Here is a 14,683-nt window from a genome sequence, read left to right as displayed (position 1 = left end):
AATTCTGTAACCGATTCCATTAACTATCTGTAAAAATGGTGATGTCCGCAGTTCGGTGTTCAGGCGAGGAGAAGACGTTGAAGTCCAGGAAAGAGGTCACTACGGCGACCATGAAAGACGTTGCCGAGAAAGCACAAGTCTCTACGGCAACCGTGTCCCGCGCATTAATGAACCCGGATAAAGTCTCCCAGGCGACCCGTAACAAGGTTGAACAGGCGGCGCTGGAAGTGGGCTATTTCCCGCAGGCGATGGGGCGCAACGTAAAGCGCAACGAATCGCGGACTATTCTGGTGATTGTGCCGGACATCTGCGACCCCTTCTTTAGCGAGATCATTCGCGGTATCGAAGTGACGGCGGCTGAACAAGGCTATCTGGTGCTGATTGGCGACTGTGCCCACCAGAATCAGCAGGAAAAAACCTTTATCGATCTCATTATCACCAAGCAGATTGATGGCATGTTGCTGCTTGGCTCCCGCCTGCCGTTTGATGCCAGCATTGAAGAACAACGCAATTTACCGCCGATGGTAATGGCCAACGAGTTCGCGCCAGAGCTGGAACTGCCGACGGTGCATATTGATAACCTGACGGCCGCGTTCAATGCGGTGAACTATCTTCAGGAGCTGGGGCATAAGCGTATTGGCTGTATTGCCGGGCCGGAAGAGATGCCGCTTTGCCACTACCGCCTGCAAGGCTATGTTCAGGCGCTGCGCCGTACCGGAGCCATCGTTGACCCTCACTATATTGCGCGCGGGGATTTTACCTTTGAAGCGGGCGGACAAGCGCTGGAGAAACTGCTGGCGCTGCCGCAGCCGCCAACGGCGGTGTTCTGCCACAGCGACGTGATGGCGCTGGGCGCGCTGTCACACGCCAAACGTCGTGGGTTACGCGTGCCAAAAGACCTGTCGATTATCGGCTTCGATAATATTTCGCTTTCAGAGTTTTGCGATCCGCCGCTCTCTACCGTTTCACAACCGCGCTATCAGATTGGCCGCGAAGCGATGCTGCTTTTGCTGGATCAGCTGCAGGGTCAAACGGTTAGCAGCGGCTCGCGGTTACTCGACTGCGAGCTGATTGTTCGCGGCTCTACCCAGGCATTGACTTAAAGTAAATGCCTTTCGGACACCCTTATCTGGTCAAAGCCCCGCCGCTTAAGTAACATGGCGGGCTGACGAACGAATAAATACAGCGAAACGATAGTGGCACAACGAGATTATGTACGTCGCGGCCAGCCGGCACCTTCGCGACGCAAAAAGAGTAGTTCAAAAAGCAAGCAGCGGAACCTGCCTGCCGTCTCGCCAGCAATGGTCGCTATTGCTGCGGCTGTACTGGTGGCCTTCATTGGCGGCCTGTACTTCATTACGCACCATAAAAAAGAAGAATCTGAAGCGCTTCAGGGCAACAAAGTGGCCGGTAATGGCCTTCCGCCGAAGCCTGAGGAGCGCTGGCGCTATATTAAAGAGCTGGAAAGCCGCCAGCCTGGCGTGCGTGCGCCTACCGAGCCGTCTGCCGGTGGCGAAGTGAAAAATGCCGATCAGCTGACGAACGAACAGCGCCAGCTGCTGGCACAGATGCAGGCCGATATGCGCCAGCAGCCTACGCAGCTGAATGAAGTGCCGTGGAATGAGCAAACGCCTGCGCAGCGTCAGCAAACGTTGCAGATGCAGCGTCAGCGCCAGGCACAAATTCAGCAGCAACAACAGCAGCAGTGGACGCAAACCCAGCCGGTACAACAGCCGAAGGCCCAGCCATACCAGCAGCCACAGCAGCAGACGCGTACGGTACAATCGCAGCCTGTTCAGCAACAGCCAAAAGCGCAGCCGCAAAAGCAGGCGGCGCAGCCGTATCAGGATCTGCTCCAGACGCCAGCGCATACCACGGCGCAGCAGCCGAAAACGCAGCAGGCCGCGCCGGTGACCAAAGAGACCGAAGCGCCGAAGCAAACGGCTGAGAAAAAAGACGAACGCCGCTGGATGGTGCAGTGCGGCTCGTTTAAAGGCGCCGAGCAGGCCGAAACCGTGCGTGCTCAGCTCGCGTTCGAAGGATTTGACTCACGCATTACCACCAACAACGGCTGGAACCGCGTGGTGATTGGCCCGGTCAAAGGCAAAGAAAATGCCGATGGCACTATCTCTCGTTTGAAAGTAGCCGGTCACACAAACTGCATTCGACTCGCCTCCGGGGGTTGAAACCCCCAAAATCCCCCCCATCTATCATTTAATTCAGCCCTGAGCACTGGCTCAGGGCTTCTGTTTCCCGAATCTGTAACCAGGGGGTCTGCTCGTGACAACAATAGTAAGTGTACGCCGTAACGGCCATGTGGTAATCGCCGGTGATGGCCAGGCCACGCTGGGTAATACCGTCATGAAAGGCAACGTGAAGAAAGTGCGTCGTCTCTACAACGACAAAGTGATCGCCGGTTTTGCAGGCGGCACGGCGGATGCCTTCACGCTGTTTGAACTGTTTGAACGCAAACTGGAAATGCACCAGGGTCATCTGGTGAAAGCCGCCGTTGAACTGGCGAAAGACTGGCGTACCGACCGCATGCTGCGCAAACTCGAAGCGCTGCTGGCCGTGGCCGATGAAACCGCCTCACTGATCATCACCGGTAATGGTGACGTGATTCAGCCGGAAAATGACCTGATTGCCATCGGCTCCGGCGGCCCGTACGCCCAGGCTGCAGCCCGCGCCCTGTTGGAAAACACCGACATGAACGCGCGCGATATCGCGGTGAAAGCGTTGGATATTGCAGGCGATATCTGCATTTATACCAACCACAACCACACCATCGAAGAATTGACCTCCAAAGCGTAAGGATCTCCCATGTCTGAAATGACCCCACGCGAAATTGTCAGCGAACTGAACAAACACATTATCGGCCAGGATAACGCCAAGCGTTCCGTGGCTATCGCCCTGCGTAACCGCTGGCGTCGTATGCAGCTTGATGAAGAGCTGCGCCACGAAGTGACCCCGAAAAACATTCTGATGATCGGGCCGACCGGTGTTGGTAAAACCGAAATCGCTCGTCGCCTGGCGAAACTCGCTAACGCGCCGTTCATCAAAGTGGAAGCCACTAAGTTCACCGAAGTGGGCTATGTGGGTAAAGAAGTCGACTCCATCATCCGCGATCTGACCGACTCGGCGATCAAGATGGTGCGCGTCCAGGCTATCGAGAAAAACCGCTACCGCGCAGAAGAGATGGCCGAAGAGCGCATTCTCGACGTGCTGATCCCACCGGCTAAAAACAACTGGGGCCAGGCAGAGCAGCAGGCGGAACCGTCCGCAGCGCGCCAGGCATTCCGCAAGAAACTGCGTGAAGGCCAGTTGGACGACAAAGAAATTGAGATTGACCTCGCTGCCGCGCCGATGGGTGTGGAAATCATGGCGCCTCCGGGCATGGAAGAGATGACCAGCCAGCTGCAGTCCATGTTCCAGAACCTGGGCGGCCAGAAGCAGAAAGCACGTAAGCTGAAAATCAAAGACGCGATGAAGCTGCTGATTGAAGAAGAAGCGGCGAAGCTGGTGAACCCGGAAGAGCTGAAGCAGGACGCTATCGACGCGGTTGAGCAGCACGGCATCGTGTTTATCGACGAAATCGACAAAATTTGTAAGCGCGGCGGCAACAGCTCCGGCCCGGATGTGTCCCGCGAAGGCGTTCAGCGCGACCTGCTGCCGCTGGTTGAAGGCTGCACCGTCTCCACCAAGCACGGCATGGTGAAAACGGACCACATCCTGTTTATCGCTTCCGGTGCGTTCCAGGTTGCCAGCCCGTCGGATCTGATCCCGGAACTGCAGGGCCGTCTGCCTATCCGCGTTGAGCTGCAGGCGCTGACCACCGAAGATTTCGAACGTATCCTGACCGAGCCAAACGCCTCTGCCACCGTGCAGTACAAAGCGCTGATGGCAACCGAAGGTGTGAACCTCGAGTTCACCGAAGACGGTATCAAACGTATCGCCCAGGCCGCATGGCAGGTGAACGAAACCACCGAGAATATCGGTGCGCGTCGTCTGCACACCGTACTGGAACGCCTGGTGGAAGATATCTCTTATGATGCGAGCGACCTTAACGGTCAAACCATCACCATTGACGCAGAATATGTGAGTAAACATCTGGATGCGTTAGTGGCAGATGAAGATCTGAGCCGTTTTATCCTATAATCGCGGTTACTGCATTCTCATCACGTTTAATGGGGGCTAATGCCCCCATTTTTATTGGCTAAATACTTATGACTGACATCAGCCGTACTCAGGCGTGGCTCGAAAGTTTGCGCCCTAAAACGCTTCCTCTGGCCTTTGCCGCGATTATCGTCGGTACTGCGCTTGCCTGGTGGCAAGGTTATTTTGATCCGCTGGTCGCCGCGCTGGCATTGATTACCGCCGGCCTGCTGCAAATTCTCTCCAATCTCGCCAATGACTATGGCGATGCGGTGAAAGGCAGCGACAAGCCCGATCGCATCGGGCCGCTGCGCGGGATGCAGAAAGGGGTCATTACCCAGGCACAGATGAAACGCGCGCTGATTATCACCGTGGTGCTGATTTGCTTGTCCGGCCTGGCGCTGGTGACGGTCGCGTCTAAGACCACCAGCGATTTCATCGGCTTCCTGGTGCTGGGTCTGCTCGCGATTATCGCAGCCATTACCTACACCGTTGGCACGCGCCCTTACGGTTATATTGGGCTGGGTGATATCTCCGTGCTGGTGTTCTTCGGCTGGCTGAGCGTGATGGGGAGCTGGTATCTGCAGGCGCATACGGTCATCCCTGCCCTGTTCCTGCCCGCTACAGCCTGCGGCCTGCTGGCGACGGCGGTGCTCAACATCAACAACCTGCGCGATATCGACAGCGATCGCGAGAACGGCAAAAACACCCTGGCCGTGCTTCTGGGGCCGGTGAATGCGCGCCGCTATCATGCCTGTCTGCTCATTGGCGCGCTGGTTTGCCTGGCGCTGTTTAACCTGATTTCCTTGCAGAGCTTGTGGGGCTGGCTGTTTGTGCTTGCCGCGCCGCTGCTGATTAAGCAGGCTCGCTTTGTGATGCGTGAGCTCAGCCCGGCAGCCATGCCGCCAATGCTGGAACGTACGGTAAAAGGCGCGCTGTTGACTAACCTGTTGTTCGTCATCGGGATTGTGTTAAGCCAGACGCTCAGTTAGCTGACAAATATCAATTAACAATTGATGATTTTGCCAACAACGCATTTCGCACGATATACTGAACACATTCGCAGCAACTGAGCGTTAAACCTATGAAATACGATACCTCCGAGCTTTGTGACATCTACCAGGAAGATGTCAACGTCGTTGAACCGCTGTTCTCCAACTTTGGTGGGCGGTCGTCGTTTGGCGGGCAAATCATCACGGTGAAATGTTTCGAGGACAACGGGTTGCTGTACGATCTGCTCGAACAGAATGGTCGTGGCCGCGTTCTGGTGGTTGACGGCGGCGGTTCCGTGCGCCGTGCATTGATTGATGCTGAACTGGCAGGAATTGCCGTCCAGAACGAGTGGGAAGGCATTGTGGTGTACGGTTCCGTGCGTCAGGTGGACGATCTCGAAGACCTGGATATCGGGATTCAGGCCATCGCGGCCATACCGGTAGGCGCAGCGGGCGACGGCATCGGCGAAAGCGACGTGCGAGTCAATTTCGGCGGCGTGACCTTCTTCTCCGGGGACCATCTTTACGCTGATAACACCGGTATTATCCTGTCCGAAGATCCACTGGATATCGAGTAGTACAACAGTCAGCGTGAACCATAAAAAAACCGCCAACAGCAATGTGGCGGTTTTTTTGTCCCTCGGGATTCGCGGTCCGTTGGGAAGTCTAGCAACCTTTAACCAGGATTTTTATCTTATCCTGGTTCATCCCTCTGGTAACCCCCGTCGACCCTTTATAAATTCCTAATTTCCTCTTAAGGCCTTAACTACGCTACTGTTGCTCATTATGATGCATCGTCCCTTTCCGCCATCTCGCACATGGGCATCGGTCCCGGGAAAGGTGTACTCACAACCGTAAAGCAACCTTTAACCGGGCTTGTGTCCACCGACTTATCACCGGTGGTGAACGGTGGAGCGGTTAGCCGCAGGGACCGCATAATGAAACGCTATTTATGTATCGCGTTCATTGTCGCCAGCGTACTCGTGGTAAAGAGTGATGAACCGAGTGGGTTTGTTGCTTATGCTATGACAGCGCAGGACAAGTAGCGTTAAGGCCGCCTTTGGCGGCCTTTTTTATTACTGGCATAAAAAAAGCCGGGTGGCGGCTTCGCCTTACCCGGCCTGGTCAGTAATCCCTAAGGGGATCAGACTTCTTCCATACGTCCCAGCAGCGCCTGCAGGCGATCCTGCCAGCCGTTCTGCTGTTCGCGCAGCTGGTTGTTTTCGCGCTCCAGTTCCTCGCGGCCGTGCTGAGCGTTCTGAACTTCCTGCGCCAGGCTGTTGTTCTTCTCTTTCAGCTCTTCAATTTCCATCTGCAGCAGGGTGATGGTGTCAATCGCCTGCTGTACTTTCGATTCCAGTTTCTCAAACACTTCTAAAGACATGATGCTACCTCTCCTGAATTGCAAGGCGACGCTTTAACGTAAACGCGCACGACATATACCGTCGATTGTATGGAGCGCGGCGCTCTGTGTCCAGCGACACACCGCGCAGATCGCGGTTTGCAACACTTTTAGGTCTGGTCCTGGTGCGTTCGCGTCATATACCCCTAAATTGTTAACTCATTCGTTAATGAAATGATTCAGCTCACATTCTGAGGCTGATGCAAAAATGTGCTTTATGGCGCGAAAACGCTCATTTTATTGACGCAGACCACACATTTTGATTTCGATATTTCTCGTTTTTGCTCGTTAACGATAAATTAACACTATGTCTACAGGACATCGTGGCTGTCACGGGCGGCCATGCTAACAATAAACATTCATCTCTTCAGGATTCCGATTATGAGTCAGACATCAACCTTAAAAGGCCAGTGCATTGCCGAGTTCCTTGGTACCGGGTTGTTGATATTCTTCGGAGTGGGCTGTGTCGCTGCACTGAAAGTGGCGGGTGCCAGTTTTGGTCAGTGGGAAATCAGTATCATCTGGGGTCTGGGCGTGGCGATGGCCATCTACCTGACTGCAGGGGTTTCCGGTGCACATCTTAACCCGGCGGTGACCATCGCGCTGTGGCTGTTCGCGTGCTTCGATGGACGCAAAGTTGTTCCTTTCATCATTTCTCAGTTTGCCGGCGCCTTTTGCGCAGCGGCGTTAGTTTACGGGCTTTATTACAATCTTTTCATCGACTTCGAACAGACGCATCATATGGTGCGCGGCAGTGTCGAAAGTCTGGATCTGGCTGGCATCTTCTCAACCTATCCGAACCCGCATATCAATTTTGTGCAGGCGTTCGCAGTTGAAATGGTGATTACCGCTATTCTGATGGGCGTCATTATGGCGCTGGGCGATGACGGCAACGGCATTCCGCGCGGCCCGCTGGCCCCGCTGCTGATTGGCCTGCTGATTGCGGTTATCGGCGCATCAATGGGTCCACTGACCGGCTTCGCGATGAACCCGGCGCGTGATCTGGGGCCAAAAACCTTCGCCTTCTTCGCTGGATGGGGCGACGTCGCCTTCACCGGTGGCAAAGACATTCCTTACTTCCTGGTTCCGCTGTTCGGGCCAATCGTAGGGGCGGCGCTGGGTGCATTCGGCTATCGCAAATTAATTGGTCGCCACTTACCGTGCGACACCTGTGTGGAAGAAGAGAAAGAAACAACGTCTACCGCACAACAAAAAGCTTCGCTGTAATCTGACTACGGGACACCTAACATGACCGAAAAAAAATATATTGTTGCGCTCGACCAGGGCACTACCAGCTCCCGCGCTGTCGTAATGGATCATGACGCGAACATCGTCAGCGTGTCACAGCGCGAATTCGAGCAAATTTATCCTCGTCCAGGCTGGGTAGAACACGACCCGATGGAGATTTGGGCGTCACAAAGCTCCACGCTGGTCGAAGTGCTGGCAAAAGCCGACATCAGCTCCGACGAAATTGCCGCCATCGGTATCACCAACCAGCGTGAAACCACCGTGGTCTGGGAGCGCGAAACCGGTAAGCCAATTTACAACGCCATTGTCTGGCAGTGCCGCCGTACCTCAGAAATCTGTGAGAAGCTAAAGCGCGACGGTATGGAAGAGTACGTTCGTAGCGCTACCGGCCTGGTGGTTGACCCGTATTTCTCCGGCACCAAAGTGAAATGGATCCTCGACCACGTGGAAGGCTCACGCGAGCGTGCTAAACGCGGCGAGCTGCTGTTCGGTACCGTCGATACCTGGCTTATCTGGAAAATGACCCAGGGACGCGTTCACGTCACCGACTATACCAACGCCTCGCGTACCATGCTGTTCAACATCAACACCCTGGAGTGGGATGACAAGATGCTGGACGCGCTGGACATCCCGCGCGCGATGCTGCCTGAAGTGCGTAAGTCTTCAGAAGTGTACGGCCAGACCAACATCGGCGGTAAAGGCGGCACGCGTATTCCTATCGCCGGTATCGCCGGTGACCAGCAGGCGGCCCTGTTCGGCCAGCTGTGCGTCAAGGAAGGGATGGCGAAGAACACCTACGGCACCGGCTGCTTTATGCTGATGAACACCGGCGAGAAAGCGGTGAAATCAGAAAACGGCCTGCTGACCACCATCGCCTGCGGCCCGCGCGGCGAAGTGAACTATGCGCTGGAAGGCGCGGTGTTCATGGCCGGTGCATCCATTCAGTGGCTGCGTGACGAAATGAAGCTGATCAGCGATGCGTTCGACTCCGAGTACTTCGCGACCAAAGTGAAAGACACCAACGGCGTGTACGTGGTGCCTGCGTTCACCGGTCTGGGCGCACCGTACTGGGATCCGTATGCACGCGGCGCGATTTTCGGTCTGACGCGCGGTGTGAACTCTAACCACATTATTCGCGCCACCCTGGAATCCATCGCCTACCAGACGCGCGACGTGCTGGAAGCGATGCAGGCTGACTCCGGCATTCGTCTGCACGCCCTGCGCGTGGACGGCGGTGCGGTAGCGAATAACTTCCTGATGCAGTTCCAGTCCGATATTCTGGGCACCCGCGTTGAGCGCCCTGAAGTGCGCGAAGTGACGGCGCTGGGTGCGGCGTACCTTGCCGGTCTGGCGGTAGGCTTCTGGCAGAACCTGGACGAGCTGCAGGAAAAAGCGGTTATCGAACGCGAATTCCGCCCGGGCATCGAAACCACCGAGCGTAACTTCCGCTACAGCGGCTGGAAAAAAGCGGTGAAACGCGCTCTGGCGTGGGAAGAGCACGAAGAGTAATCCCCCTCACCCTAACCCTCTCCCCTTAGGGGAGAGGGAACTCGTAACCCCACTCTGTGATAAACTTCGTGCAATTCCTTTTGATTGCACGAGTACCTCATGAAACGTGAACTTGCTATCGAGTTTTCCCGCGTCACCGAAGCGGCCGCCCTTGCAGGCTATAAATGGCTGGGTCGTGGCGACAAAAACACCGCCGACGGCGCCGCCGTCCACGCCATGCGTATTGTACTTAACCAGGTCAACATCGACGGCACCATCGTGATCGGCGAAGGCGAGATCGACGAAGCGCCGATGCTCTATATCGGTGAAAAAGTCGGTACCGGCAAAGGCGATGCCGTGGATATCGCCGTCGACCCAATCGAAGGCACCCGTATGACGGCGATGGGCCAGGCCAACGCGCTGGCAGTGCTGGCCGTGGGCGATAAGGGCTGCTTCCTCAACGCGCCGGATATGTACATGGAAAAGCTGATTGTCGGTCCTGGCGCGAAGGGCGCAATCGACCTCAGCCTGCCGCTGGAAGAGAACCTGCGCAATATCGCCAAAGCCCTGGGCAAACCGCTCAGCGAGCTGACCGTGACGATTCTGGCGAAACCACGCCACGACGCCACCATCGCGCAGATGCAAAAGCTCGGCGTGCGCGTGTTTGCTATCCCTGACGGTGATGTTGCCGCCTCGATCCTGACCTGCATGCCGGACAGTGAAGTAGACGTGCTGTACGGTATCGGCGGCGCGCCGGAAGGCGTGGTCTCTGCGGCGGTAATCCGCGCGCTGGACGGCGATATGCAGGCGCGTCTGCTGCCACGTCATGAGGTGAAAGGCGACAGCGACGAGAACCGCCGTATCGGGGAAAACGAGCTGGCACGCTGCGAAGCGATGGGCATCGAGGCCAATAAAGTGCTGGCTCTGGACGAGATGGCGCGCAGCGACAACGTTGTCTTCTCTGCGACCGGCATCACCAAAGGCGATCTGCTGGACGGCATCACCCGCAAGGGCAACATGGCGACCACCGAAACGCTGCTGATCCGGGGTAAATCGCGCACCATTCGCCGCATTCAGTCTATCCACTATCTCGACCGCAAAGACCCGGACGTGCAGACGCACATTCTGTAAAACCGTTTGATCGATTGAGCTTTCCGGCCCAAATGGGCTGGAAATCTCCCCGCTAAGTACGGAAGATAGGACAGAGAAACAGCACAGGAGAAGATCATGGCGGACTGGGTAACAGGTAAAGTCACAAAGGTACAGTTCTGGACCGATGCGCTATTTAGTCTCACCCTGCATGCACCCGTCCACCCGTTCACAGCCGGGCAATTTGCGAAGCTGGGGCTGGATGTCGACGGCGAACGCGTGCAGCGCGCCTACTCTTACGTTAACGCGCCTGATAACCCGGATCTCGAGTTCTATCTGGTCACCGTCCCGGACGGCAAACTCAGCCCACGCCTCGCGGCGCTGAAGCCTGGCGATGATGTGCAGATTGTGGCAGACGCGGCCGGTTTCTTCGTGCTCGACGAAATTCCAGACTGTGACACCTTGTGGATGCTGGCAACCGGCACCGCCATCGGCCCTTATCTCTCTATTTTGCAGTACGGCAAAGATCTGGAACGTTTCAAAAACATCGTGCTGGTTCACGCCGCGCGCTACGCCGCAGACCTGAGTTACCTGCCGCAAATGCAGACGCTGGAACAGCAGTACGGCGGGAAGCTGAAAATTCAAACCGTGGTCAGCCGTGAAACGGCGTCAGGCTCACTGACCGGACGTGTTCCGGCGTTGATTGAGAGCGGTGCGCTGGAGGAGGCGGTTGGCTTGCCAATGAATATCGAAACCAGCCATGTGATGCTGTGCGGTAACCCGCAGATGGTTCGTGACACGCAGCAGCTTCTGAAGGATACCCGGCAGATGACGAAACACCTTCGTCGCCGACCGGGCCATATGACGGCTGAACACTACTGGTGATCAGCGGTACTTCACCTCAAGGGTGTCTTTACCGTATTTGTTTTCGCTCTGGGTGCCGATAAACGCGCCCAGATCGACAACCATCATCACGAAGATAATGCTCGGCACCATCCTGCCCACGACCCACGGCAGGATAGACGGCAGCACTGACCAGTTTCCTGCCACCAGCATCCACGCCAGAATAATCAGAAATGCCCATGCGCCGGAACGGCCGCGATCGTGCAGACGTTTCACCACCACGGCGGCCGTTGGCCACAGCAGGCAGACCAGCGCAAACGCCGCCGTTTGCGTGCTCAGCCATGCGTTATAGGCAACAAAAAACAGAAGCAGCATGGCGACAACCCACGTCACCATCCAAACCCAGAAATCACGGCGTCCAATACGCCCTTTGAATGAAAACAGCCACTGCTGTATGGTCATGTAAGGTTCCTTATTATCGTATAGCGCGCATTTTACCCTGGAGTTGTGACCTTTTGACAAGCCGACCAGATATCGTTTTAATCATGAGCACTTACGGCCAGGGGCAATATTGATGAAATTAACGGCACACTCTCTATTCCTGTGTTTAGCGATGCTGAGCGCAGGCAGCTCTCTGCATGCCGCTGAAACCACCGCTCCCACTACAGCGCCGTATCTCCTGGCGGGCGCGCCCTCCTTCGACCAATCCATCAGCCAGTTTCGTGAAGCCTTTAACCAGGCCAACCCAAAGCTGCCGCTGGACGAGTTTCGCGCCATTGATAGCGCCCGAGATACTCCAACCCTGACCCGTGCAGCGAGCAAAATTAACGAGAATTTATACGCATCGACAGCGCTGGAACGCGGCACGCTAAAAATTAAAAGCATGCAGATCACCTGGCTGCCAATCCAGGGGCCGGAACAGAAAGCGGCCAGGGCGAAAGCGCTGGAGTATATGAGCGCCATTTTGCATGCCTTCACCCCGGCGCTAACGAAAACGCAAAGCCAGCAAAAGCTGCAAAAATTGCTGACGGCTGGTAAAAACAAGCGTTACTACGCCGAGACGGAAGGCGCCATTCGCTATGTGGTGGCGGATAACGGTGAAAAAGGCCTGACCTTCGCTGTTGAACCGATTAAGCTGGCGCTATCAGACTCACTCGGAGGGGCGAATTAATGACAAAAAGCAAAGCCTTTCAGGGGAAAATCTCTATACTGATTCACAGACCATGCTGCCCATAAGGGCGGCCATATTCCTTAATTCGCTTATTTAGCGTGGAGAATTGAAATGCGACATCCTTTAGTGATGGGTAACTGGAAACTGAACGGCAGCCGCCACATGGTAAACGAGCTGGTTGCGAACCTGCGTAAAGAGCTGGCTGGCGTAACGGGCTGCGCGGTTGCTATCGCTCCGCCGGATATGTATCTGGACCTGGCTAAACACGCCGCTGACGGCAGCCACATCGTGCTGGGTGCGCAGAACGTTGACGTTAACCTGTCTGGCGCATTCACCGGTGAAACCTCTGCTGAAATGCTGAAAGATATCGGCGCGAAATACATCATCATCGGCCACTCTGAGCGTCGCACCTACCACAAAGAATCCGATGAGTTCATCGCGAAGAAATTCGCCGTGCTGAAAGAGCAGGGCCTGATCCCGGTTCTGTGCATCGGTGAAACCGAAGCGGAAAACGAAGCGGGCAAAACTGAAGAAGTGTGCGCACGCCAGATCGACGCCGTGCTGAAAACCCAGGGCGCAGCAGCGTTCGAAGGTGCGGTCATCGCTTATGAGCCAGTCTGGGCGATCGGTACCGGCAAATCTGCAACCCCTGCACAGGCTCAGGCGGTTCACAAATTCATCCGTGACCACATTGCTAAAGCCGACGCGAAAGTGGCTGAGCAAGTGATCATCCAGTACGGTGGTTCCGTAAACGCAGCCAACGCTGCTGAGCTGTTCACCCAGCCAGACATCGATGGCGCGCTGGTTGGCGGTGCATCCCTGAAAGCCGACGCTTTCGCGGTGATCGTTAAAGCAGCAGAAGCGGCTAAACAGGCGTAATTGCCTTTGTGGCGGGTGGCGCTTCGCTAACCCGCCCTACAGTTCTGTAGGCCCGGTAAGCGTCAGCGCCACCGGGCTTTTTTACAGCTGTCCCAGTAGGTTAAACCACAGATAATCCAGCGGCAGTAGCACAAGATACGTTGCAATGGCCAGCGCCAGACAGAGCACCATCCCCGCCCTTGCAGGCACCTTTCCTAAGCCCATCGCCACCACAATCGGCGACGCCTGATACGGCAGCAGCGGCGTGGAGTAGCCCAGCACCTGAATCATGATCACCGACAGCAGCGGGAAACCGGTCGCGTCCGAGAAGCTTTGCGCCAGCGTGGTATAGAGTGCAGGAACGCCGTTGGCGGTCATAATGAAGTTGAGCGCCGTGGTGATCCCGGTCAACGCGAGGAAACTGGTGAACGGCCTGTCTGCATCCAGCGGCATGATGCGAAGCAATGCCTCGCCCACAGCCGTTCCAATGCCGGTTTGCGTCACCACGATTGCCAGACCGAGAATACCCGCGACGTAAATACAGGTTCGCATATTCACCCCCGCAGAGAACTCCTCTCCGGTGATAAAACCGATGCGCGGCAGCATAACGATGACCGCTGCCGCCAGTCCTGTCCACGCAGGCCCCACGCCGTGCCAGCTCTCCGTCACCCACATCCCCAGCACCACCGCCAGCAGCCAGGCGAGACGCTTTTCGTCCCGCCCCATAGGCTCTGAGGGCGTCAGATCCTTCGGCGGTTTTGGGCTGCCGGGAAATAGCCAGCAGATCAGGCCAATCAGGATCAGGCCTTTGAGGATACCGAGCACCGGCGTGTGCAGCAGCAGATACGGGACATAGTTCAGGTGAATACCGTACGAGCCCTCCGCCGCACCGCTCATCACCAGATTGGGGACGTTAGCAGGCAGGATAGTGGCTGAAAGCTGGAATGTGCCGAACCCGACGGCCAGCGCCAGACCGAACCAGGCGCGGGAGCCGTCGGCGATACCGGCGCGTTTTGCCATCGCCGCGACAATCGGCATCAGCAGCGCAATACGTCCCATGTTCGACGGCATCACAAACGCCAGCGCATAGCTCAGCAGCACCACGCTTGCCACCATCAGCGGCCAGGAGTCGGTAAGCTTTGCGGAGAGCGCCCGGGCGGCCCTGTCCGCCAGGCCGGTTTTACGGATCGCCACGCCGAGGACAAAACCGCTAAATACCAGCCAGAAAGCCGACGAAGCAAAACCGCCAAAAATCACCTCCGGCGGGGCAATTTTGGCGATCATCGCCGCCGTGAAAAACAGCAGCGCGGTGAGAAACTCCGGCAGCAGCGACGTCGCCCACAGCACGATGGTGACGCCAACAATCAGTGAGGGCAGCAGCAGAGGATGCGTTAACCAGAGCGACATACCTGTCTCCTGTAGAATTTTTCAGCAAGTCTA

General features: G+C 56.3%; 15 protein-coding genes. 12 read left to right on the top strand and 3 right to left on the bottom strand.

Annotated features, from left to right (window positions below):
- Window positions 1-77 precede the first annotated feature (77 nt).
- From cytR to rraA, 6 genes are all read left to right on the top strand, one after another.
- Complete coding sequence (gene cytR / locus AC2T6E_RS21230; protein ID WP_042718153.1) at window positions 78-1,103, top strand: DNA-binding transcriptional regulator CytR; 1,026 nt, start codon at window positions 78-80, stop codon at window positions 1,101-1,103.
- 93 nt (window positions 1,104-1,196) lie between these two features.
- Complete coding sequence (ftsN, locus tag AC2T6E_RS21225; RefSeq protein ID WP_089599285.1) at window positions 1,197-2,186, top strand: cell division protein FtsN; 990 nt, start codon at window positions 1,197-1,199, stop codon at window positions 2,184-2,186.
- A gap of 94 nt (window positions 2,187-2,280) precedes the next feature.
- Entirely contained in the window at window positions 2,281-2,811 is a 531-nt protein-coding gene (gene hslV / locus AC2T6E_RS21220; RefSeq protein ID WP_008501802.1) for an ATP-dependent protease subunit HslV, read from the top strand.
- Between the two features lie 9 nt (window positions 2,812-2,820).
- Window positions 2,821-4,155 carry an ATP-dependent protease ATPase subunit HslU gene (gene hslU / locus AC2T6E_RS21215; RefSeq protein ID WP_010436948.1) on the top strand — a complete coding sequence of 445 codons (1,335 nt, stop codon included), beginning with the start codon at window positions 2,821-2,823 and terminating at the stop codon, window positions 4,153-4,155.
- 68 nt (window positions 4,156-4,223) lie between these two features.
- Entirely contained in the window at window positions 4,224-5,144 is a 921-nt protein-coding gene (gene menA / locus AC2T6E_RS21210) for a 1,4-dihydroxy-2-naphthoate polyprenyltransferase (protein WP_486693161.1), read from the top strand.
- A 92-nt stretch (window positions 5,145-5,236) separates the two neighbouring features.
- Entirely contained in the window at window positions 5,237-5,722 is a 486-nt protein-coding gene (gene rraA, locus AC2T6E_RS21205; protein WP_010436943.1) for a ribonuclease E activity regulator RraA, read from the top strand.
- Window positions 5,723-6,288: 566 nt separating this feature from the next.
- Here rraA and zapB read toward each other — a convergent pair.
- Entirely contained in the window at window positions 6,289-6,528 is a 240-nt protein-coding gene (gene zapB, locus AC2T6E_RS21200; RefSeq protein WP_010436935.1) for a septal ring assembly protein ZapB, read from the bottom strand.
- A gap of 399 nt (window positions 6,529-6,927) precedes the next feature.
- Between zapB and AC2T6E_RS21195 the strand changes: the two genes are divergently transcribed.
- The 4 genes from AC2T6E_RS21195 (at window position 6,928) to fpr (ending at window position 11,256) form a co-directional block, all read left to right on the top strand.
- On the top strand, window positions 6,928-7,773 hold the full coding sequence (locus tag AC2T6E_RS21195) for an MIP/aquaporin family protein (protein WP_010436934.1): 846 nt from the start codon (window positions 6,928-6,930) through the stop codon (window positions 7,771-7,773).
- Between the two features lie 21 nt (window positions 7,774-7,794).
- The gene (gene glpK, locus AC2T6E_RS21190) at window positions 7,795-9,303 is read left to right on the top strand and encodes a glycerol kinase GlpK (RefSeq protein ID WP_089599288.1); all 1,509 of its coding nucleotides are present in this window, start codon (window positions 7,795-7,797) and stop codon (window positions 9,301-9,303) included.
- A gap of 99 nt (window positions 9,304-9,402) precedes the next feature.
- A complete protein-coding gene (glpX, locus tag AC2T6E_RS21185; RefSeq protein ID WP_108417942.1) occupies window positions 9,403-10,413 on the top strand; it encodes a class II fructose-bisphosphatase in 1,011 nt (336 codons plus the stop codon).
- Window positions 10,414-10,509: 96 nt separating this feature from the next.
- Window positions 10,510-11,256, top strand: coding sequence for a ferredoxin--NADP(+) reductase (gene fpr / locus AC2T6E_RS21180; protein WP_108417943.1), 747 nt, complete (start codon window positions 10,510-10,512; stop codon window positions 11,254-11,256).
- Here the strand turns inward: fpr and AC2T6E_RS21175 are convergent, their stop codons facing one another.
- Window positions 11,257-11,676, bottom strand: coding sequence for a DUF805 domain-containing protein (locus AC2T6E_RS21175; RefSeq protein WP_010436930.1), 420 nt, complete (start codon window positions 11,674-11,676; stop codon window positions 11,257-11,259).
- Window positions 11,677-11,827: 151 nt separating this feature from the next.
- On the opposite strand from AC2T6E_RS21175, the gene AC2T6E_RS21170 reads away from it, so the two are divergent.
- Complete coding sequence (locus AC2T6E_RS21170) at window positions 11,828-12,385, top strand: DUF1454 family protein (RefSeq protein WP_375147991.1); 558 nt, start codon at window positions 11,828-11,830, stop codon at window positions 12,383-12,385.
- Window positions 12,386-12,496: 111 nt separating this feature from the next.
- On the top strand, window positions 12,497-13,264 hold the full coding sequence (tpiA, locus tag AC2T6E_RS21165; protein WP_010436926.1) for a triose-phosphate isomerase: 768 nt from the start codon (window positions 12,497-12,499) through the stop codon (window positions 13,262-13,264).
- Between the two features lie 81 nt (window positions 13,265-13,345).
- Here the strand turns inward: tpiA and AC2T6E_RS21160 are convergent, their stop codons facing one another.
- Window positions 13,346-14,650, bottom strand: a complete 1,305-nt coding sequence (locus tag AC2T6E_RS21160; protein WP_212474663.1) for an SLC13 family permease — start codon at window positions 14,648-14,650, stop codon at window positions 13,346-13,348.
- Window positions 14,651-14,683: the final 33 nt, after the last annotated feature.

Source organism: Enterobacter sp. B79-1 (assembly GCF_057444735.1).
Note: the sequence above shows the minus strand (reverse complement) of the source record. Positions and strands in the feature narration are given on the sequence as shown.